24 protein-coding genes are annotated in these 20,286 nt (G+C 68.3%); 14 read left to right on the top strand and 10 right to left on the bottom strand.

Annotation, left to right across the window (positions count from 1 at the left end; genetic code table 11):
• Position 1 precedes the first annotated feature (1 nt).
• The 4 genes from ACLBYD_RS06315 to ACLBYD_RS06330 all read left to right on the top strand — a co-directional run bounded on the left by ACLBYD_RS06315 (position 2) and on the right by ACLBYD_RS06330 (position 4,369).
• The gene (locus ACLBYD_RS06315; protein WP_447815796.1) at positions 2 to 511 is read left to right on the top strand and encodes a DUF6912 family protein; all 510 of its coding nucleotides are present in this window, start codon (positions 2 to 4) and stop codon (positions 509 to 511) included.
• 110 nt (positions 512 to 621) lie between these two features.
• Positions 622 to 1,752: a ferredoxin reductase gene (locus tag ACLBYD_RS06320; protein ID WP_024101494.1), complete on the top strand. Its 1,131-nt coding sequence runs from the start codon at positions 622 to 624 to the stop codon at positions 1,750 to 1,752.
• 31 nt (positions 1,753 to 1,783) lie between these two features.
• Complete coding sequence (locus ACLBYD_RS06325; RefSeq protein ID WP_271036801.1) at positions 1,784 to 3,070, top strand: acyl-CoA desaturase; 1,287 nt, start codon at positions 1,784 to 1,786, stop codon at positions 3,068 to 3,070.
• A gap of 63 nt (positions 3,071 to 3,133) precedes the next feature.
• Positions 3,134 to 4,369 carry a fatty acid desaturase family protein gene (locus ACLBYD_RS06330; RefSeq protein WP_060651347.1) on the top strand — a complete coding sequence of 412 codons (1,236 nt, stop codon included), beginning with the start codon at positions 3,134 to 3,136 and terminating at the stop codon, positions 4,367 to 4,369.
• A gap of 59 nt (positions 4,370 to 4,428) precedes the next feature.
• Here the strand turns inward: ACLBYD_RS06330 and rsgA are convergent, their stop codons facing one another.
• Both rsgA and aroA read right to left on the bottom strand, forming a co-directional pair.
• Entirely contained in the window at positions 4,429 to 5,448 is a 1,020-nt protein-coding gene (gene rsgA / locus ACLBYD_RS06335) for a ribosome small subunit-dependent GTPase A (RefSeq protein ID WP_258258538.1), read from the bottom strand.
• Positions 5,415 to 6,701 carry a 3-phosphoshikimate 1-carboxyvinyltransferase gene (gene aroA, locus ACLBYD_RS06340; RefSeq protein ID WP_447815867.1) on the bottom strand — a complete coding sequence of 429 codons (1,287 nt, stop codon included), beginning with the start codon at positions 6,699 to 6,701 and terminating at the stop codon, positions 5,415 to 5,417. The genes rsgA and aroA overlap by 34 nt, the downstream gene beginning before the upstream one ends.
• A gap of 80 nt (positions 6,702 to 6,781) precedes the next feature.
• Between aroA and ACLBYD_RS06345 the strand changes: the two genes are divergently transcribed.
• The gene (locus tag ACLBYD_RS06345) at positions 6,782 to 7,543 is read left to right on the top strand and encodes an SOS response-associated peptidase (protein WP_271036799.1); all 762 of its coding nucleotides are present in this window, start codon (positions 6,782 to 6,784) and stop codon (positions 7,541 to 7,543) included.
• A gap of 22 nt (positions 7,544 to 7,565) precedes the next feature.
• On the opposite strand, the gene ybaK is transcribed toward ACLBYD_RS06345, so the two are convergent.
• Positions 7,566 to 8,063 (bottom strand): Cys-tRNA(Pro) deacylase, encoded by a 498-nt coding sequence (gene ybaK / locus ACLBYD_RS06350; RefSeq protein WP_271036798.1) that lies wholly within the window; start codon positions 8,061 to 8,063, stop codon positions 7,566 to 7,568.
• A gap of 206 nt (positions 8,064 to 8,269) precedes the next feature.
• Between ybaK and ACLBYD_RS06355 the strand changes: the two genes are divergently transcribed.
• Both ACLBYD_RS06355 and rsrA read left to right on the top strand, forming a co-directional pair.
• Entirely contained in the window at positions 8,270 to 8,914 is a 645-nt protein-coding gene (locus ACLBYD_RS06355; RefSeq protein WP_371683125.1) for a sigma-70 family RNA polymerase sigma factor, read from the top strand.
• A complete protein-coding gene (gene rsrA, locus ACLBYD_RS06360) occupies positions 8,911 to 9,192 on the top strand; it encodes a mycothiol system anti-sigma-R factor (RefSeq protein WP_006550233.1) in 282 nt (93 codons plus the stop codon). Before ACLBYD_RS06355 ends, rsrA begins: the two co-directional genes overlap by 4 nt.
• Before the next feature lie 165 nt (positions 9,193 to 9,357).
• On the opposite strand, the gene ACLBYD_RS06365 is transcribed toward rsrA, so the two are convergent.
• On the bottom strand, positions 9,358 to 9,432 hold the full coding sequence (locus ACLBYD_RS06365; protein ID WP_022597109.1) for a 50S ribosomal protein bL37: 75 nt from the start codon (positions 9,430 to 9,432) through the stop codon (positions 9,358 to 9,360).
• Positions 9,433 to 9,527: 95 nt separating this feature from the next.
• Here ACLBYD_RS06365 and ACLBYD_RS06370 point away from each other — a divergent pair, with 95 nt between their 5' ends.
• Together ACLBYD_RS06370 and ACLBYD_RS06375 are read left to right on the top strand one after the other, a co-directional pair.
• Positions 9,528 to 9,743, top strand: a complete 216-nt coding sequence (locus tag ACLBYD_RS06370) for a biotin/lipoyl-binding carrier protein (RefSeq protein ID WP_006550234.1) — start codon at positions 9,528 to 9,530, stop codon at positions 9,741 to 9,743.
• Between the two features lie 34 nt (positions 9,744 to 9,777).
• Entirely contained in the window at positions 9,778 to 11,253 is a 1,476-nt protein-coding gene (locus ACLBYD_RS06375) for a sensor histidine kinase (protein ID WP_447815797.1), read from the top strand.
• A gap of 75 nt (positions 11,254 to 11,328) precedes the next feature.
• Here ACLBYD_RS06375 and ACLBYD_RS06380 read toward each other — a convergent pair whose 3' ends face one another.
• On the bottom strand, positions 11,329 to 11,583 hold the full coding sequence (locus ACLBYD_RS06380; RefSeq protein WP_006550236.1) for a WhiB family transcriptional regulator: 255 nt from the start codon (positions 11,581 to 11,583) through the stop codon (positions 11,329 to 11,331).
• 272 nt (positions 11,584 to 11,855) lie between these two features.
• Positions 11,856 to 12,794: a diacylglycerol/lipid kinase family protein gene (locus tag ACLBYD_RS06385; protein ID WP_447815798.1), complete on the bottom strand. Its 939-nt coding sequence runs from the start codon at positions 12,792 to 12,794 to the stop codon at positions 11,856 to 11,858.
• Between the two features lie 47 nt (positions 12,795 to 12,841).
• Here ACLBYD_RS06385 and ACLBYD_RS06390 point away from each other — a divergent pair, with 47 nt between their 5' ends.
• Entirely contained in the window at positions 12,842 to 13,264 is a 423-nt protein-coding gene (locus ACLBYD_RS06390; RefSeq protein ID WP_413767138.1) for a hypothetical protein, read from the top strand.
• 7 nt (positions 13,265 to 13,271) lie between these two features.
• On the opposite strand, the gene ACLBYD_RS06395 is transcribed toward ACLBYD_RS06390, so the two are convergent.
• Positions 13,272 to 13,757: an N-acetyltransferase family protein gene (locus tag ACLBYD_RS06395; protein WP_447815799.1), complete on the bottom strand. Its 486-nt coding sequence runs from the start codon at positions 13,755 to 13,757 to the stop codon at positions 13,272 to 13,274.
• Positions 13,758 to 13,830: 73 nt separating this feature from the next.
• On the opposite strand from ACLBYD_RS06395, the gene ACLBYD_RS06400 reads away from it, so the two are divergent.
• A complete protein-coding gene (locus ACLBYD_RS06400) occupies positions 13,831 to 14,631 on the top strand; it encodes a ParA family protein (protein ID WP_447815800.1) in 801 nt (266 codons plus the stop codon).
• A gap of 4 nt (positions 14,632 to 14,635) precedes the next feature.
• Here the strand turns inward: ACLBYD_RS06400 and ACLBYD_RS06405 are convergent, their stop codons facing one another.
• Positions 14,636 to 15,841 (bottom strand): Rv3212 family protein, encoded by a 1,206-nt coding sequence (locus ACLBYD_RS06405; RefSeq protein WP_447815801.1) that lies wholly within the window; start codon positions 15,839 to 15,841, stop codon positions 14,636 to 14,638.
• A 4-nt stretch (positions 15,842 to 15,845) separates the two neighbouring features.
• Positions 15,846 to 17,510: a DEAD/DEAH box helicase gene (locus ACLBYD_RS06410; RefSeq protein ID WP_447815802.1), complete on the bottom strand. Its 1,665-nt coding sequence runs from the start codon at positions 17,508 to 17,510 to the stop codon at positions 15,846 to 15,848.
• A 206-nt stretch (positions 17,511 to 17,716) separates the two neighbouring features.
• On the opposite strand from ACLBYD_RS06410, the gene ACLBYD_RS06415 reads away from it, so the two are divergent.
• Both ACLBYD_RS06415 and ACLBYD_RS06420 read left to right on the top strand, forming a co-directional pair.
• Complete coding sequence (locus ACLBYD_RS06415) at positions 17,717 to 18,421, top strand: ferritin-like fold-containing protein (RefSeq protein ID WP_060651355.1); 705 nt, start codon at positions 17,717 to 17,719, stop codon at positions 18,419 to 18,421.
• A 57-nt stretch (positions 18,422 to 18,478) separates the two neighbouring features.
• A complete protein-coding gene (locus ACLBYD_RS06420) occupies positions 18,479 to 18,709 on the top strand; it encodes a DUF3107 domain-containing protein (protein WP_006550244.1) in 231 nt (76 codons plus the stop codon).
• Between the two features lie 144 nt (positions 18,710 to 18,853).
• Here the strand turns inward: ACLBYD_RS06420 and ACLBYD_RS06425 are convergent, their stop codons facing one another.
• Entirely contained in the window at positions 18,854 to 19,510 is a 657-nt protein-coding gene (locus ACLBYD_RS06425) for a TetR/AcrR family transcriptional regulator (protein ID WP_059382233.1), read from the bottom strand.
• A 418-nt stretch (positions 19,511 to 19,928) separates the two neighbouring features.
• On the opposite strand from ACLBYD_RS06425, the gene ACLBYD_RS06430 reads away from it, so the two are divergent.
• Positions 19,929 to 20,286: DUF3152 domain-containing protein (locus ACLBYD_RS06430; RefSeq protein WP_447815803.1), on the top strand; the 358-nt coding region annotated here is incomplete at its 3' end.

Here is a 20,286-nt window from a genome sequence, read left to right on the forward strand (position 1 = left end):
AGTGACGCGTGTCTATGTACCGGCAACGCTCGCGATGTTGCAGGGCCTCGTCGCCGACGGTGAGTTCGACGCGGTGGGCCGGACGGCCTTCGCGGTGACCCCCGCTCTGCGCGAGGCTTACACGGCGGGCGACGACGAGGAGCTCGCCGAGGTCGCGATGGCCGAGGCGGCACGCGCGTCGCTGCGGTTGCTCGGATCGGAGGAGCCGAACGATCATCCGTCCTTCGCGTCCCGTCGGGTGGTGATCGCGGCCGACGTCGACGAGGTGAAGCCGCGACCGGATCTCGACGATGCGGTCGTCAAGCTCACCGGGCCGATCACGATGCGTGCGGTCGCGTCGGTGCACATCGACCTGCAGGAGGCGGAGGCCGACGTCGCGCGGGCACGCGAGATCGTCGATGCCGCCGAACTGGGTGACGAGGAGGCCGAGTTCGTCCTCGGCGACGCGGAGGACCACGAACTGGCGTGGTACGCGGCCCAGGAACTGCCCTTCCTGCTCGAACTGCTCTGACCTCGCATATCGCCACGTCATCGGTGTGACGACCGTCTCTCGCGCAACCTACGCTTCCGTAACCTCTGATAACCTACGGAGCCGTAACCGGAGTGAGGAGAAACGGTCGGATGGGCCTGAAGGAATGGATCGAGAAGCCTGCGGCACACGTCGCGCCAGGGGAGAAGTCGCTCTCCAACGTCCTGCGTGGCGCGGTGGCCCGGCTGACCACCCCTCTGCTCCCCGACGACTACCTGCATCTGGTCAACCCGCTGTGGTCCGCCCGTGAACTGCGCGGGCGCATCGTCTCGGTGCGCCAGGAGACCCCCGATTCCGCGACGATCGTCATCCGTCCCGGCTGGGGCTTCGACTTCGGATACGCACCCGGCCAGTACATCGGCATCGGTCTGCACGTCGACGGTCGCTGGCACTGGCGCTCCTACTCGCTGACCTCCTCGCCCACCTGGGACGACAAGGTCATCTCCATTGCCGTGAAGGCGATGCCCGAGGGCTTCCTGTCCAGCCACCTCGTCGGCGGTGTCCCCGAGGGCACCGTCGTGCGCCTCGCCGCCCCGAAGGGCGATTTCGTCCTGCCCGACCCGCCGCCGGCGAAGATCCTCTTCCTCACGGCCGGCAGTGGCATCACGCCGATCATGTCGATGCTGCGGACGCTCGACCGGCGTGCGGTCGAGCGCGAACTCGACCTGCCCGACGTCGTGCACATCCACTCCGCGCCGACGGCCGAGAACGTGATGTTCCGGTCCGAACTCGAGCGTTTCGACGCCACTCACGATCGCTTCCGCGTGCACGTGCGTCACACCCGTGAGAAGGGCAAGTTCGCGCTCTCGGAGCTCGACGAGGTGTGCCCCGACTGGCGCGAGCGTCAGACCTGGGCGTGCGGTCCCCAGCAGATGCTCGACGACATCACCGCGCACTGGGCTGCGGAGGGCATCGAGGATCAGGTCCACCTCGAGCGCTTCGCCGTCAGCCGCGCCGACACCTCGGGCTCGGGCGGAACGATCACGTTCGCGAAGTCCGGCAAGACCGTCACCGTGGACGGCGCCACGACGATTCTCGAGGCCGGTGAGAGCGTCGGTGCGCTGATGCCCTTCGGTTGCCGCATGGGAATCTGTCAGACTTGTGTTGTGCCGCTCGAGAAGGGGCACGTCGTCGATCTGCGATCCGGCAAGGAGCACGCAGAGGGCGAACGCGTCCAGACCTGCATCTCCGCCGCTGCCGGCGACTGCACACTGGACGTGTAGACACCGACAGCAAACCTCCGAAGGATCCCGCTTGGCCATCACCGACATCCGCGCGTTCTCTCATCTGACCGAAGACGACATCGTTGCTCTTGCAAACGAATTCGACGCGATTCGACGGGATGTGGAGAATTCGCGCGGCCCGCGGGACGCCCGCTACATCCATTCCGTCATCCGTGCGCAGCGTGTGCTGGAGGTGGTCGGACGCTGCGCGCTGTTCGGTTCGCGTCGACGGTCGCGCTGGATCATGGGTACCGCCGCGCTGTCGCTCGCGAAGATCATCGAGAACATGGAGCTCGGGCACAACGTGATGCACGGGCAGTGGGACTGGATGAACGACCCCGAGATCCACTCGACCTCGTGGGAATGGGATCAGACCGGTCCGTCCGAGCACTGGAAGCGCGCCCACAACTACGCGCACCACACCTACACGAACATCGTGGGCATGGACGAGGACGTGGGATTCGGCATCCTGCGGATGACGCGCGACGAGAAATGGCGTCCGCGCAATCTCGCGCAGCCGATCGCGAACATCGTCCTCGCGCTGACCTTCGAGTGGGGGATCGCGCTGCACGACCTCTCGGCGAAGAAGGAACTCGAGGGCGTCCCGCCCACGCAGTGGAATTCGGGCCCCAACAAGGAATTCGCAGCGAAGGCCGGCCGGCAGGTCGTCAAGGACCTGGTGTTCTTCCCGGCGCTCACCGGCCCGGCCTGGCGCAGCACGTTGTCGGCGAACCTCACCGCGAACGTGATCCGCAACATCTGGGCGTATCTCGTGATCTTCTGCGGCCACTTCCCCGACGGCGCAGAGAAGTTCACGACCGAGCACTACGAGAACGAGACGCGCGGAGAGTGGTATCTGCGCCAGTTGCTCGGTAGCGCAAACATTTCCGGTGGGCGTGCGATGGATTTCCTCACCGGGAATCTCAGTTATCAGATCGAGCATCACCTGTTCCCGGATCTGCCGAGCAACCGTTACCCGGAGATCGCCGCCCGCGTGCGGGCGCTGTGCGGCAAGTACGACCTGCCGTACACGACCGGTTCGCTCGCCCGGCAGTACTGGCTCGCCCTGCGCACGATCCACAAGCTCGCGTTGCCCGACCGATTCCTCAAGGCGACGGCCGACGACGCCCCCGAGACCTCCTCCGAGCGCAAGTTCGACAGGTGGCGCCCGGACGCGCCCGCGGTGGTCACCGAGGCGTCCACGGGCCGGCGCCGGGGTCTGCTCACGGCGCTACGGGTGCACGCCGAGCATGCGGTAGCAGAGCGTCGCCGTCGCCGTGGTGAATCGGGTCACCGGCGACCTTCCGTCACTGTGTGATTCGCGCCACAGCTCCGAATCCGGCTAACCTACGGACCCGTAACCTACGGTAGAGTAGCCCGCATGGCGATATCGGATGTCAAGGAGTACGCGCACCTGACGGAGGCGGACGTCGAGGCCATCGGCCGCGAACTCGACGCCATCCGGCGCGATATCGAGGAGTCCCGCGGTGAGCGCGACGCTCGATACGTCCGCAACACGATCCGGCTGCAGCGCGGCCTCGAGATCGGCGGGCGCCTCGTGCTGCTCGGCTCGAACAAGCGTCCGCTGTGGCTGCTGGGCACGGGCATGCTCTCCCTGTCGAAGATCATCGAGAACATGGAGCTCGGGCACAATGTGATGCACGGGCAGTGGGACTGGATGAACGACCCCGAGGTGCACTCGGCCAACTGGGAGTGGGACAACGTCGACCCGTCGGCGCACTGGAAGATCACCCACAACTACCTGCACCACAAGTACACCAACATCCTCGGCATGGACGACGATGTGGGATACGGCCTGCTGCGCGTCACCCGCGACCAGCGATGGAAGCCGTTCTACCTCGGCAACGTCGCGTACAACGCCATCCTCGCAGCGCTGTTCCAGTACGGCATCGCCATCCAGCTGCTCGAGCTCGGCAAGGTCATCCAGGGGCGCGACGACCGCGAGCTCACCAAGGCACGCGGCAAGGAGGTGCTCGCCAAGCTCGGCAAGCAGCACCTCAAGGACTACGTGATCTATCCGGCGCTCACCGGCAAGTCGTGGAAGTCCACGATGAAGGCCAACGCCACGGCCAACTTCGTGCGCAACATCTGGACCAACGCGGTGATCTTCTGCGGTCACTTCCCGGACGGTGCGGAGAAGTTCACGAAGCAGGACATCGAGACCGAGACGCGTGCCGAGTGGTACCTGCGTCAGATGCTCGGCTCCGCGAACATCTCCGGCGGCAAGGTCATGGACTTCATGACCGGCAACCTGAGCTACCAGATCGAGCACCACATCTACCCCGACCTGCCGTCCAACCGGTACGCGGAGATCGCGGTGCGCGTGCGTGAGCTGTGCGAGAAGTACGACCTGCCGTACACCACCGGCCCGCTCGCGGTGCAGTACTGGAAGTCCTGGCGCACCATCGCCAAACTGTCGCTGCCCGACAAGTACCTCAAGGACGACCGCGACGCCGCCCCGGAGACCGCTTCCGAGCGGGGCTTCGGCGGAGCGCCGGAGATCGATCCGGCCACCGGCCGCCGCGTGGGTCTGGCCACCACCATCGAGAAGACACGCAAGCGCGGATTCGTCCGCCGCGCGCTCGGCATGCGCTGACGGTCACGAGAACGAGCACGAACCCCNGGGGTTCGTGCGTTCGGCCGGGGTTCGTCGGTTCACCAGGGGTCGTTGGACGCGAGCGCCGTGAGCAGTTCGCGCACGGCCACCGCCCGGTTGTGCGACTTGCCCTCCAACGAGTCGAAGGCACATTCGGGATCGGCGGGCGGGCCGAGATGCGTGCACCCGCGCGGGCAGTCCTCGACCGCTTCGGCCAGGTCCCCGAACGCCGCGACGACGTCGTCGGGCCCGATGTGCGCGAGCCCGAACGACCGGATGCCCGGGGTGTCGACCACCCACCCGCCCTCGGGCAGGTGCAGGGCCACCGACTGGGTGGAGGTGTGACGTCCCTTGCCCACCCCGGAGACCTCGCCGGTGGCGCGGTCGGCGTCGGGGACGAGCCTGTTCACCAGTGTCGACTTGCCGACCCCCGAGTGCCCGATCAGGGCGGTCACGCGACCGTCGATCCGCTCGTGCAGGGCGGTGAGATCGTCGTCCTGACCGACGAGCAGCACCGGGATGTCGAGATCCGCGAAGTGCGCGGCGAACTCGTCGGGATCGGCGAGGTCGCTCTTGGTCAGTCCCAGCAGGGGAGCGAGACCGCCGGCATAGGCCGCGACGAGTGCGCGTTCGACGAGTCCGGTCCGCGGTGGGGGATCGGCGAGCGCGACCACGATGAGCAGCTGTTCGGCATTGGCGACGACGATGCGCTCGAACGGATCGGTGTCGTCGGCCGTGCGCCGCAGGACGGTGCTGCGGTCCTCGACCCGCACGATGCGCGCGAGCGTGTCGGGGCGACCGGAGAGATCGCCGACGACACCCACCTGATCGCCCACCACGATCGGGGTCCGGCCGAGCTCGCGTGCCCGCATCGTCGTCACGATGCGGTCGGGATCACCGCCGAGCGCGACACCCCACCGCCCGCGGTCGACGGAGACGACCATGCCCTCCTCGGCATTGCGGTGGGCCGGGCGGTCCTTCGTGCGCGGCCGCGAGCCGCGCCCGGGACGGACCCGGACGTCGGACTCGTCGTACTCCCGCCGCCTCAGGAGTCGCTCCCCGTCAGCAGCGACTCCCACAGGCCTTCGAAATCGGGGAGCGTCTTGGCGGTGGTGCCGATGTCCTCGACCTCGATCCCATCGACGACGAGCCCGAGGATCGCACCGGCCGTGGCCATCCGGTGGTCGGCGTAGGAGTGCCAGATACCACCGTGCAGCGGCGCCGGCTCGATGTGCAGGCCGTCCTCGGTCTCGGTGATCGAACCCCCGAGACGACCGATCTCGGTGGCGAGCGCCGCCAGCCGGTCGGTCTCGTGACCGCGCAGGTGCGCGATACCGCGCAGGTCGGAGGGCGAGGCGGCGACCGCGGCGAGGGCCGCGACGGTCGGCGCCAGCTCGCCGACGTCGTGCAGGTCCACGTCGATGCCTCGCAATTCGCCCGGGCCGCGCACGGTCAGCGTCCCGTCGGCCCACGTCACCTCGGCGCCCATCTGCTCGAGGATGCCGCGGATCGCGTCGCCGGCCTGGGTGGTCGACTCGGGCCACAGGGGCACCGAGACGACACCACCGGTGACCCCCGCGGCCGCGAGGAAGGGCGTGGCGTTCGACAGGTCGGGCTCGACGGTGACGTCGACGGCCTTGATCGTCGTCGGGGGCACCCGCCAGGTGTCGGTCTCGGAGGTGTCGACGGGGACCCCGGCCGTTCGGAGCATCTCGACCGTCATCTCGATGTGCGGCATCGACGGCACCGGTTCGCCGGCGTGGCGGACCACCACGCCCTCGTCGAAGGCGGCCCCGGACAGCAGCAGACCCGAGACGAACTGCGAGGAGGCGGAGGCGTCGATAGTCACGGAACCGCCGCGCACCGCACCGCGGCCGTGCACGGTGAAGGGTAGCCGGTCGCCGTCGATGTCGGCGCCGAGGGCGCGCAGGGCGTCGAGCACGGTGCTCATCGGGCGGACGCGGGCCTGTTCGTCACCGTCGAACCGCACGTCGCCGTCGGCCAGTGCGGCCAGCGGCGGTACGAACCGCATGACGGTGCCGGCCAGTCCGCAGGCGACCTCGCCTCCGCGCAGGGGGCCGGGGGTCACGTCGAGGGTGGTGCCGCCGTCGCGTTCGGTGACGGTCGTGCCGAGTGTGCGCAGGGCCCCGATCATCAGGTCGGTGTCGCGGCTGCGCAGCGCGCCGGTCAGGGTGGACGGCCCGTCGGCGAGTGCGGCCAGGATCAGGGCACGGTTGGTGATCGACTTCGATCCCGGCAGCGTCACCGACGCTCGAACCGGGGACACGGCGCGGGGTGCTCTCCACAGACTCACCCGACCATCTTCGCCCATCCGGACCGGTGCGGGCACCCTCGCCCACCCGGTGCGCGCCGGTGTCGGTTCCGTCACCCGGCGATGCCACACTCGACGGCATGTGCGGAAGGTATGTCTCCACGGCCGACCCGGCGACGCTCGCCGTCGAACTCGACGCACTCGACGAGACCGGTGACGGCGACAGCGGCCGGGACAGGCGCGGACCCGACTACAACGTCGCGCCGACGACCGAGGTGCTCACCGTCGTCGCCCGGCACGACGGCGAGGACCCCGACGGTCCCGTCCGCCGCCGTATCCGCCGCATGCGCTGGGGACTCGTGCCGCCCTTCGCCGAAGAGGTGGGCGGAAGCGCACCGCTGATCAACGCGCGATCCGAGTCGGTCGCCACCAAGCCGAGCTTCGCGCGGTCGCTGCGCTACAAGCGGTGCCTCGTCCCGATGGACGGCTGGTACGAATGGCAGGTCGAACCCGCACCGGACGGCAAGCCTCGCAAGGTGCCGTACTTCATGGCGCCGGCCGACGGATCGTGGATCTGCATGGCCGGGGTGTGGGCGGAGTGGCGCGACCCGCGGAACCCGAAGGCACCGCCGCTGTCGAGCACGGCGATCCTCACCGCGCAGTCGGTCGAGCAACTCGGCAACGTGCACGAACGGATGCCGCTGATCCTCCCGCCGGAGCGGTGGGATGCGTGGCTCGACCCCGACAGTCTCGGCCATCCGGATCTGATCGTGCCGAGCGTCGAGGCGATCTCGGCGATCGAGATCCGCCGCGTGTCCGCGAAGGTCAACAGCATCCGCAACAACGGCCCCGAACTGCTGCAACCCGACGACGGCGCCGGCGATCAGATGGTGCTGTTGTAGGCGCTGCCGGAGTGGACGGGCCCTACGGACCGGCCGTGATCGGTGCCACGACGGCGCCGGTCAGCCGGATCAGATCGTGCGGATCCAGTTCGATCTCGAGCCCTCGCCGACCCGCGCTGCACAGCACCCGGTCCCACTGCTCGGCGGAGACGTCGATCACGGTGCGCAGACGCTTGCGCTGCCCGAGCGGGGAGATGCCGCCGACGACGTACCCGGTCGCGCGTTCGGCGGCGGTGTGATCGGCCATCACGGCCTTGCCGCCGCCCAGCACCCCCGCTGCGGCCTTGAGCGACAGCGTCGCCGGGACCGGGATCACCGCGACGGCGAGCTTGCCGTCGGACAGCGACACCACCAGCGTCTTGAAGATCTGTTCGGCGGAGACCCCGAGGTGTGTGCCGAGTTCCTCGACGGCTTCGGCGCCGAAGGACGACGACCTCGGGTCGTGTGCGTATTCGTGGACCCGGTGCGCGACCTTCTCGCGCTTCAACAACACCGTCGCGGGAGTGGATGTCGAGGCCATCCGATCACTCTAGAAAACCAGAGGTGGGGAACAAGCGCGGTGGGTACGGCGTTGCACACCGACGGGTGGATCCACCGGCCACCCGAGACCCGACGATCGGAGAATTCGTGGCAGTGCTGTGCCCGCCTCGACCGGACGCCGTCGGACGTCCCCCCGATCCGGACGCCGTCGGACCGGTAGCCTTCTCGACAGGCGTCGATGAAGGGATCGGTGTGATCGAGGAGTCTGTGGAAGAACTGACCGAGCGGTTCGAGCGGGACGCGCTTCCCCTGCTCGATCAGCTCTACGGCGCTGCGCTGCGGATGACCCGCAATCCCTCCGACGCCGAGGACCTCGTACAGGAGACCTACATCAAGGCGTTCTCCGCCTTCCGGTCGTTCCGCGAGGGCACCAACCTCAAGGCCTGGCTGTACCGGATCCTCACCAACACCTACATCAACTCGTATCGGAAGCGTCAGCGGCAACCCGCGCAGTACCCGACCGACGAGATCACCGACTGGCAGCTCGCCGCCACGGCCGAGCATTCGTCGACCGGTCTGCGGTCCGCGGAGGTCGAGGCGCTCGACGCGCTTCCCGACGACGACATCAAGGCGGCGTTGCAGGAGCTTCCCGAGGAGTTCCGCATGGCCGTCTACTACGCCGACGTCGAAGGGTTCCCCTACAAGGAGATCGCCGAGATCATGGGGACGCCGATCGGCACCGTGATGTCGAGACTGCATCGGGGTCGCAAGCAGCTGCGGGGCCTGTTGGCCGACGTGGCGCGCGATCGCGGTTTCATGCGGGAGAAGGCCGTGGACGCGACAACCGGAACATCGGATCAGCCCGAGAGCGGAAAGGGAGCACCGCAGTGAGCGAACCCGACTTCGATCGACTCGACTGCTCGGCGGTCATCGCGGACGTCTACCTGCTTCTCGACTCCGAGTGCGACGCCGGTTCCCGCGAGAAGCTGCAGCGGCACCTCGACGAGTGCGGCACCTGCCTCGAGGCCTACGGGATCGAGGAGAAGATCAAATCGCTGCTCAGCCGCAAGTGCGGCGGGGAACACGCACCCGAGGGCCTGCGGGAGCGGCTCATGCTGCAGATCCGCCGCACCGTGGTGATCACCGAGACGGACAGCGCCGAGTCGTAGGCGAGTTCACTCGTACCGAGTCGTAGACGAGTTCACTCGTACCGAGTCGTAGACGAGTTCACTCGTACCGAGTCGTAGACGAGTTCACTCGTACCGAGTCCTGGGCGAGACCCCCGAACGTGACAGGGGCCGGAAAGCTGCTGCTTTCCGGCCCCTGTCCGCGTCTCAGGCGTTGGGACGCTTGCCGTGGTTGGCGGCGTTACCCTTGCGGCTGCGCTTCTTGCGACCTCGCTTACCCATGGTGGGATCTCCTTTCTCGTTCATTACAGTGTTTCACGTGCGGTCGAGTGGTCCTGTCGGCAGGTCCGCCGCCGGAGCGTGAAACGAGGTGTTCGATGGCGGAAGACGTACGCGCGGAGATGGTATCGACCGTGTTCGAGGTCGTCGTGCGAGAGGGTGACGTGGTGGCCGAGGGCGACACGCTGGTGATCCTCGAGTCGATGAAGATGGAGATTCCCGTGCTCGCCGAGTCGGCGGGCACCGTGACCTCCGTCGGAGTCTCGGTCGGGGATGTCATCCAGCAGGGCGACCTCATCGCCGTGATCTCCTGACGGCGGATATCTCCTGAGTACGAAAGCGGTTCCCGTGTCCACACTCAGTTCGTTGCTCGCGAGGTACACGGATCTTCCGGGCGCGGCCGTCGATCACCTCCAACGTGTCGTGGGCGAGTGGCAGTTGCTCGCCGACCTGTCGTTCGCCGACGTCCTCCTGTGGGTCGACGCGGCGCCGTCCGGAATCGTGTGCGTCGCACAGTGCCGGCCCACCACCGCCTCGACGGTGATCCCCGAGGACGCCGTCGGCACGCTCGTCTCCGACAACGAACATCCTTACGTCCGTGAGGCTTTCGAAACCGGAAAGATCGTCGACGTCAAGTCGTCCCCGGGCGCCGGGATCAACATCCGTCAGGCCGTGCCGGTGCGCTGGGACGGTCGGGTCGTCGCGGTGCTCAGCCGCGACGCCGCCCGCGTGTCGCGGCGGTCGGCCAGCGCGCTCGAGACGGCCTATCTCGAATGCGCCGACGACCTCTACCGGATGATCAGCGAGGGCACCTTCCCCACGCCCGAGGCGCGCTCGGACACCAAGTCGAGTCCGCGTGCGGGCGACGGATTCATCCGGCTCGACCGGAAGGGCAAGGTCGTCTACGCCAGCCCGAACGCGCTGTCGGCCTATCACCGGATGGGTCTGAACTCCGACCTGATCGGTCAGGATCTCGTGGAGACGACCCGCGCACTGGTCACCGACCCCTTCGAGAGCCGCGACGTCACCGACTACCTCCGCGGGGCCGTGGAGGGCCGTCTGGGGCAGCGCATGGAGATCGAGGCACGCGGTGCCACAGTTCTGATCCGTGCGTTGGTCCTGAATCCGGGAGGGAAGATCCGGGGCGCCGCGGTGATCGTCCGCGACGTCACCGAGGTCAAACGACGCGACCGCGCACTGCTGAGCAAGGACGCGACCATCCGCGAGATCCACCATCGCGTCAAGAACAATCTGCAGACGGTCGCCGCGCTGCTGCGACTGCAGGCGCGCCGAACCGGGAACACCGAAGCCCGGCAGGCCCTCGGCGAAGCGGTTCGCCGGGTGACGTCCATCGCCCTGGTTCACGAGGCGCTGTCGATGTCCGTGGACGAGGAGGTCGATCTCGACGGTGTCTTCGACCAGCTGATCCCCATCGTCGTCGACGTGTCGACGGTGGGCAGTCAGATCCGTGTGCTGCGGGAGGGGAACCTCGGTGTGTTCCCCGCAGATCGCGCGACGCCCCTGGTCATGGTGCTGACCGAGCTCGTCCAGAACGCCGTCGAGCACGCCTTCGATCCGGGCGTCAACGGCACGGTCACCGTGAGGGCACAGCGTTCGGCCCGCATGCTCGACGTCGTGGTCCGTGACGAGGGGAAAGGCCTTCCCGACGGATTCAGCCTCGAGGCGTCGAACCGGCTCGGTCTGCAGATCGTCCGGACCCTCGTGGCCGCCGAACTCGGCGGATCGCTGGAACTGACCTCCAACGAGACCGGCGGGACCGATGCGCGCCTGCAATTACCGCTGGGCAAGGTACCGGTCGCCTGACCGTTTCGGCCTGTGCACGTAAGAAGGGCCGGCCTCCGCGAGGGGGCCGGGCCTTCGAACGTCTATCGGAGCTGCTCAGACCGCCGTGCGAGCGCGGGTGCGGGCGTTGCGACGCTTGAGAGCGCGGCGCTCGTCCTCGCTCATACCGCCCCAGACGCCGGCATCCTGGCCGGACTCGAGCGCCCAGGAGAGGCATTCGGCGGTGACGGGGCAACGGTTGCACACGAGCTTGGCATCCGCGATCTGCGCGAGAGCCGGGCCGCTGTTCCCCACGGGGAAGAACAGTTCCGGATCCTCGTCGCGGCAGATGGCCTTGTGGCGCCAGTCCATGCTTCTACTCTCCTTCGATGGTGCGTGTGCACCGGCTGATCGGTCAATGCGTGTTCACGCCTGTGGCACGGAGTGTTTCCGCGCGGTTACTTGTGAATGCTTTCACGAACGAGCGTGGAGTCAATAGAATCGACCACGATCGTGGGGAAGCTCACGCTGTTGTGAGCTTCGAGTTCGCCAATCCCTCTTTCTACTCCACTCGGGCCGAGAAGGTAGTGGTAATCACAGAATTCGTGCTTTTCTTTCTGTCGCTGTCCCGCTAGAGGGGATCGTCAGCGGGGCGCGACGACATCGAGGATCGACGGCACGGCCACGAACTCGACCTCGGTGCGGAGTCCGAGATAGTCGCCGTCGACCTGAAGTCCGATCGGGCGCGAGGCCCGGGCGCGCACGTGCGCGACATCGTCCGCACGCACCAGATGCGGCGATGCCGGCTCGCCACGGGCGGCCAGGAGTTGCCTCACCACCCGCAGGCTCGGAAATACCCGGGTCGTCGTCATGGCAAACACACCCAACCCGGTGTCGAACGATGTGCCGGGATTCGTGTGCACCGGCCGGGACTCGAGATAGGTCCAGGGACTCGAGTTCGACACGAACGCGTAGTGCACCCCCGGCACGGGTTCGGATCCGGGCATCTCGAGCGTGAGCGTAGGCTCGTCCCGCTTCGACGCGAAGAACCGGGCCACCGCATGCCGCACGTAGCGCGCCGTCGTCACCTTCTTGCCCTCGGCGCGGCTCAGGTCGATGGCCTCGCATACCTGGGCGTCGAGGCCGAGGCCCGCGTTGAAGGTGAACCACCGTCCGTCGCAGTGGCCGAGGCCGATCCGGCTGGTCCTGCCCTCCTGCAACGACTCGAGCACCTGCTCGGTGGCCTCGAGCGGATCGGCGGACAACCCCAGGGACCGCGCGAACACGTTCGCCGAGCCGCCGGGCACCACCGCGAGTCGCGGGAGGGTCGGATCGGCGCCTCGGTCGGGGGAGGGGCCGAGCAGGCCGTTGACGATCTCGTTGACGGTGCCGTCGCCACCGTGCGCGACGACGACGTCCATCCCATCTTCGTGCGCCGAACGCGCCAGTTCTGCGGCGTGCCCGCGGTGGGTGGTGTGCGCGACGGTCAGTGCGAGCCGGCCTCTCAGGGCGTGAGCGAGGCGGTCGCGACCGGCCGGGGTGGTTGTCGTCGCATTCGGATTCACGATCAGCAGGGCGCGCACGGAACATCAGCCTAAGTGGTGCCCGGCGGGTCCACTACGCTGGACGGGTGCCTCTCGAAACACCTCGCAGCAGCGTTCCGTCGACCGTGCGTGCCGCCGGCTGGCTCGTCGTCCTCGAGGGTGTCGTCGCGATGGGGTTCGCGGTGTACTCGATCATCCGCGCGGCCTCGGGCGAACACGATCAGTCGGTCACCAACGGTTACGGCTTCGCGCTGTGGCTGTTCGTCCTGTTCGGCGGGGTCCTGGCCGGCGGGATCGCGCTCGTGCGCGGGGTGCGCTGGGGACGTGCCGTGGCGGTACTCGCGCAGTTGCTGTTGCTGCCCGTGGTGTGGTCGCTGCTGACCGACTCGCACCAGCCGGTCATCGGCACCGTACTGGGGCTCGTCGTGGTCCCCACGCTCGTGCTGCTGTTCAGCCCGCCCACGACGCGGTGGCTTGCGCACGAGTACGCGCCCGACGTCGACGAGTGATCCGGGCTCAGCTGCCGAGAGCCTGCAGCGCGGAGCCGCTGAGCCTGAAGGTCGTCCACTCGTCCTGCGCGACGGCGCCGAGCGAGCGGTAGAAACCGATGGACGGCTCGTTCCAGTCCAGCACCGACCAACTCAGGCGGGTGTAACCGCGCTCCACGCATTCGTGAGCGAGCGCCGCAAGCAGTGCGCGTCCGTGTCCCTTGCCGCGGTGTTCGGGACGGACGAACAGATCCTCGAGGTAGATGCCGTGCACGCCGTCCCAGGTGGAGAAGTTCCGGAACCACAGCGCCACCCCGACGACCTGCCCTTCGGCTTCGTCCTCACCGGACTCCTCGGCGACGTGCGCGTACACCGAGGGCTGCGGCCCGAACAGAGCCTCGTGGATCTGCTCGGGCACCACGGTGCACTCGTGCCGGGCCTTCTCGTATTCGGCGAGGTCGTAGATCAGCCCGGTGATCGCGGGGACGTCCTCGGGTGTGGCTCTGCGGATCACGACGGGCTGCCTCCTGCGGTCTCGTGGCGGATTCACCTCGCGCTGCGCCGCCGAGTGCGCGAGGATCGGGGTCGTGGCAACGGTACTTGCAGTGGCAAATCAGAAGGGTGGCGTCGCCAAGACGACCACCGTCGCGTCGTTGGGGGCCGCGCTGTCGGCGCTGGGCCGGCGGGTGCTCGTCGTCGATCTCGACCCCCAGGGGTGCCTGACCTTCTCCCTCGGGCACAACCCCGACAAGCTCGAACAATCCGTGCACGACGTGCTCGTGGGCGGTGTCGAGACGAAGGACGTCCTGTTCGACACCGCGGAGGGGATGTCGCTGCTGCCGGCGACCATCGACCTCGCGGGTGCGGAGGCGATGCTGCTCATGAAGCCGGGACGCGAATACACCCTCAAGCGGGCCCTGGCGTCGGTCGAGGACGACTACGACGTCGTCGTGATCGACTGCCCGCCCTCCCTCGGCGTTCTCACGCTCAACGGCCTCACCGCGGCGCGGTCGGTGCTCGTCCCACTGCAGTGCGAGACGCTCGCCCACCGTGGAGTAGGACAGTTGTTGCGCACCGTCGACGAGGTCAGGCAGATCACCAATCCGGATCTCGAGCTGCTCGGCGCGCTGCCGACCCTGTACGACTCGCGGACCACGCACAGTCGCGACGTGCTCGCCGATGTCTCCGACCGGTACGACCTGCCGGTGCTGGCCCCGCCCGTACCCCGCACGGTCCGCTTCGCGGAGGCTTCCGCCTCGGGCGCGACGGTGCTGGCGGGACGCAAGAACAAGGGCGCCGAGGCGTACCGGGCGCTCTCCGAGAACCTGCTGCGCTACTGGTCGGGGGAGGCGGAACTCGAGACTTTCGAGACCGCCGTCGCGGACTGAGACGTCAGCCCAACGCCACGAGCTCATCGCCGCGTTGCTCGACCACGACATCCCCCGCGACGGCGACGTTCACCGTGGAGACCGTCCCGCGCTCGACGTCGATGCGCGGGCCGGGTTCGCCGGTCCGTGAGTCGACTCCCACGAGGGCGTCCTCGACGGGAAGGAGCAGCGAACCGGCCATGATGTCGCCGTTGCCGAGAGTGTCCTCGACGGTCCACTGCGGAGCGAAATCGGTGGTGGACAATGCGACGGTGTCGCGGCCCGTCCACCACACGAGCACGCCGCCGCGCTCGAGGGCGGGGTCGTCCGATTCGCCGGCAGGACGCGGCAGGGCGTGCGTGTCGAGGAGGACGCCCTCGCTGTCGAAGACCTCGATGCGCGGCCCGTCGTTGTCGTCCGGGGCCAGGTAGACCGCCGTGCGGTCGCCGACCACCGCGACGATGCGGGAGTCCCCGCCCGCTTCCGGCAGCACCGACGACGCGAACTCCTCGGGCTTCGTGCTGTCGTCGGGGGTGGGGTCGAGAAGGGTGAGCCGATTGGTCGGCTCGTTCGCGCACTGCTCGAGCACGGCCAGCACTTCGGCGCCCGAATCCGCCGAGCGCAGTTCGCAACCCGATCGTGGCTGCGCGTTCGGATTCACCGGTGCGTCGACGCGCCCGTACTCGACCGTGCGCACCAGATCGGAGCGCCACATCTCGAGACGCGACTCGCCGAAGGCGATCAGATGCGAACCGGCGTCGACGAGCCGGATCGGATCGTCGGCGTCGCTCGACCGTTGCGCGCCGCGAGCGCCACTGCCGGAGTCGAGCGCGGTGACCTGACCGCATCCCCGCGGGCCGCGGTAGGCCGAGACCACGTCGCCCCAGGCCTCGGTGACCGCGCACAAGGCCCGGTTGCGGTCGTACCGCCAGCGTTCCTCACCCGACTGCGGGTCGCGGCCGACCACCGCACCACCGTCGGCCGTGGCGATCGTGCCCCCGGACACCACCGGTGCGGTCGTCGCCGTACTCGGAGCACGCCACAGTTCGGCGAGAGTGCGCGGAAGCGCCTGCGCGGCAGCAGGAGTGGGGACGGGGCCGTCCCAGGTGGTCGACGTGGTGCCCCGCGCATCCGAGTTCAGCCAGACGACACTCGCCGCCACCAGAGCGGTGACGACGAGTGCGGCTGCGACGAGAAGGTCGGTGCGGGTGCGGCGCTCGGGCGCGAGCACGTGGTTATCGGGCAGACGACGTCGAGACCGCTTCCACGTTCGACGTGTCCTGCTGCTCTGCGCGACCGGCCGGGCCCTCGCCCGAGCGGGTGCGACGGCGACGACGGCGACGACGTGCCGGAGCGGAAGCCCCGGTGTCCTCACCCGTCTCCGCTGCGGCAGGCCCGTTCTCGGCCTTCGCCGAGTCGTCCGAACCGGTTGCGGCGGCATCCGTCGCGGAGCCGTCGGCCGACTTTCCGCGGACGGTGCGGCGGCGGACCCGGTTGCGCTTCGGTCGGGATCCGCCCTCGCGCTCGACGCGCTCGCGCTTCTCACCGTTCTCGGAGGCGGCGGGAGCGGCCTTGCGGACGCGTCCGGTGGCGTCGGACGGGATGTTCAGCTCCTCGAAGAGGTGCGGGGAACTCGAGTAGGTCTCGATCGGATCCGGGATACCGAGATCGAGGGCCTTGTCGATGAGCTGCCAGCGCGGCACGTCGTCCCAGTCGACCAGGGTGATCGCGATACCGGTGCGTCCGGCGCGACCGGTACGGCCGATGCGGTGGACGTAGGTCTTCTCGTCCTCGGGGCACTGGTAGTTGATGACGTGGGTGACGTCGTCGATGTCGATGCCGCGGGCGGCGACGTCCGTCGCGACGAGGACGTCGATCTTGCCGCTGCGGAACTTGTCGAGTGCCTTCTCGCGCGCGATCTGACCGAGGTCGCCGTGCACCGCGCCGCACGCGAAACCGCGCTCGACGAGGTCGTCGGCCACCTTCTGCGCCGTGCGCTTGGTGCGGGTGAAGATCATGGTGGCGCCGCGGCCCTCGGCCTGCAGCACGCGGGCGACGAGCTCGGCCTTGTCGAGCGCGTGCGCCCGGTAGACGAACTGCTGGGTGCGCTCGTGCACGGCCGACGATTCGGCCTCCTCGGCGCGGATGTGCGTCGGGCGGTTCAGGAACGTGCGGGCGAGGGTGATGATCGGGCCGGGCATCGTGGCCGAGAACAGCATCGTCTGACGACGGTCGGGGACCATCGTGAGGATGCGCTCGATGTCGGGCAGGAAGCCGAGGTCGAGCATCTCGTCGGCCTCGTCCATGACGAGCACGCCGATCTTGCCGAGGATCAGATGGCCCTGGTTGGCGAGGTCGAGCAGACGACCGGGAGTACCGACGACGACGTCGACACCCTTCTTCAATTCGTCGATCTGCTGCTCGTAGGGGCGGCCACCGTAGATCGACAGGACCTCGAGGCCCGACTTGCGGCTGCCGGGCAGGTACTTGGAGGCGTTCACGAGGTCGTTGGTGACCTGGATGCACAGTTCGCGGGTCGGGACGATCACGAGCGCACGGGGAGTGCCGTCGAGCGTGGTCGTGCCGGAGCCCTCGGTGGCGATGCGGTGCAGGAGCGGAACGCCGAAGCCGAAGGTCTTGCCCATTCCCGTACGGGCCTGACCGATGAGGTCGTCGCCGGCGAGGGCGAGCGGCAGGGTGAGTTCCTGGATCGCGAAGGTGCGTTCGATGCCGACCTCGGCGAGGGCGCGGACGATCTCGTCGCGGACACCGAGTTCGCCGAAGGTGGGGGGTACGTGGGTGGAATCGAGTTGTGCGGAGACGGTCGTTTCGCTCGCGTCGTCTTCGTGGTCGATGGTGATCTTGCTCAGGGGTCCGGCCTTCCTGGTCTCGGCACGCACGCACGAGGGGGAAAGGCGACCGGCCTGCACCTCAGCGCGAGCGGTATCCACCAGGCTCGGCGAAGCGCGGCAGCGATCCGCAGTTCGGGTGCGCGCACATTATCTGGGAAGCTCGCGGGCCACGGTCGGCGGCTCGAAGCGCGGGCTTCCCGAACCATTGTACCGGTTCCGGCGCATTCCACGAGGTAGTACTACGCTTCGTCGTCATGGGAGCCGATACGCCGCAGTCCACCTCCGAGTCCGGCGCGACGCCGGGCGGACCCGCAGTCCCCGCCGATCACCCCGGTGTCGCAGAGCTCTTCGCAGTGCTCGCGTACGGGGAGATCTCGGCGTTCTACCGTCTCGCCGAGGACGCCCGGTTCTCCCCGTCCCTGCGCGGGCGGGTCGCGCTCGCAAGCATGGCAGCTGCGGAGATGAGCCATTTCGAGACGCTCCGGACCGCGCTCACCGATCGCGGCGTCGAGATCTACGCGGCGATGGAGCCCTACCGCAAGGCGCTCGATGCCTACCACGCCTCGACCGCTCCTTCGACCTGGCTCGAGGTCCTCGTGAAGGCGTACGTGGGTGACGGGATCGCCGCAGATTTCTACTGTGAGATCGCCGACATGCTCGCTCCCGAGGTCTCCACGGTGGTCCGCGAGGTCCTCGCCGAGACCGGCCACTCGGAGTTCGTGGTGCAGGAGGTCCGCGAGGTCGTCGAGCGCAGCCCGCTGCAGAAGGACCGCCTGATGCTGTGGGGACGCCGGCTGCTCGGCGAGGCCATCACCCAGGCGCAGTACGTCCTCGCGCAGAACGAGGAACTCGCCGAGCTGGTGATTCTCGCGTCCGGCGACCTGACGAACATCGCCGCACTGTTCGATCGCATGCAGGTCGAGCACGCCGAGCGGATGTCGGTGCTCGGACTGCATTAGCCTGGGGCTGACAGCAGTACCAGCTCGGTTTCAACGCATGAGAATCGGAGGTCCACCGTGGAGGTCAAGATCGGCGTCGCGGACAGCCCGCGCGAAGTTGTCGTCGTCAGCGACCAGACGCCCGACGAGGTGGAGAAGCTCGTCCGGGCCGCGTTGAACGGCGCCGACGACGGGGTGCTCGCACTTGTCGACGAGAAGGGCCGCAAGGTTCTCGTGCAGGCCGCCAAGATCAGCTACGTGGACATCGGTCCTGCCACGCTGGGCAAGGTCGGCTTCGCCGCCAACTGAGAGCGACCGACGAGAACGGGCCGGGGCATGTCGCCCCGGCCCGTTCGTCGTTCTCGGTATGTGTCGTCAGCGGCGACGGTGCCCCTGTGTCGTCAGCGGCGACGGCGCTCCTGTGTCGTCAGCGGCGCCGGAGCTCCTGTGTCGTCAGCGGCGCCGGAGCTCCGGCTGCAGCGGCACGTGCTTCAGACCGCCCCAGGCCAGCGCGACCGTGGTGTCCACGGCGTCCTCCTTGGGGATGGGGCGCGCGGCGTCGAGCCAGTAACGAGCCGTGAACTGGCTCGTTCCCACCAGACCGACCGCGAGGATGCGCGCCCGGTACGGATCGAGACCCGAATCGTGGCTCACGAGGTCGAAGACGGCGTCGACGCACGCCTCGGTGGCCTGCTCGACCCGCCGCGACACCTGCGGCTCGCCCATGAGGTCCGATTCGAAGACGAGACGGAATCCCTGGCTGTCGTTGTCGACGAAATCGAAGAAGGCCTGCACCGCGGCACGCACACGCTGACGGTTGTCGGTCGTGGACCGCAGGGCCTGGCGGACGCCGTTGATGAGGGTGTCCACATAGTTCTGCAGCACGGCGCAGTAGAGCTCGAGCTTGCCGGGGAAGTGCTGGTACAGCACCGGCTTGCTCACTCCGGCGCATTCGGCGATCTCGTCCATGCCGGCCGAGTGGTAGCCGCGTGTGACGAAGACCTCGCTGGCAGCCTCGAGCAGCTGTGCACGACGTTCGTCACGCGGCATCCGGGCGCCCCGTTTGCCGTTGTTACCCCGGCCGGATGCTCGTTCGGTGACTTCGGTCATGCTTGCTCCCAATCTGCACTACTCCGACAGTGGCGTGTGCCACCTCGGCGCTCCTCGTCTTTGCAGGTTACAGGTGAACCTGCATATCGAACGGACCGGCCTACCGACCAGTATCCGTTCCCGATGCACGGATGGGGGCACGCGTTCGACGCTTCGGATATCGAAATGGTCTCGATATGACATCCTGACATCCGTGATCGAGCGTGGAGGAGTGCGCGAGAGCAGGGGTCCGCAGGGCTCCTCGCAGACAGATCCTTCCCCGACGTTGTCCGGTTCGTCCCGGTCGCGAGGAACGGAACGATCCGAGCCGGGTCGACGGTCGCACCAGCCTCTACGTGCCGTGTGGGACCCGGTGGGACGGCCGGACCGGCCGCCTCGCCGACCGCGCCCCGAACGCGACGTCCGCAAGCAGACCCGCGTGGGCAGATTCGTCGCCACCTACGGCTGGCGCGCCTATGCCGTTCCGATCCTCGCCGTCGTGACCCTGGTCGTGCTGTGGGACGCCGCGCGTGGGGGAGGAGCGGAGGAGCCCGCCGATCCGGTCGTCGCGAGCGAGGTCACCGAGATCATCGTCGAGGCCCCACAGCCCGATGGGGCCTTCCCCGAGTCGCTCGAGTCCGGCGCCCTGCCGGACGGCGGGCCGTTCACGCAGATCGGTGCGCGGCAGTGGCGGGTCCTGCCCGGCACCACCGGGCAGGTCGGTGCGGGGCAGACCCGCGTGTTCACCTACACGGTGGAACTCGAGGGGGGCATCGACACCACCGGCTACGGCGGCG

Source organism: Rhodococcus sp. C26F (assembly GCF_053345925.1).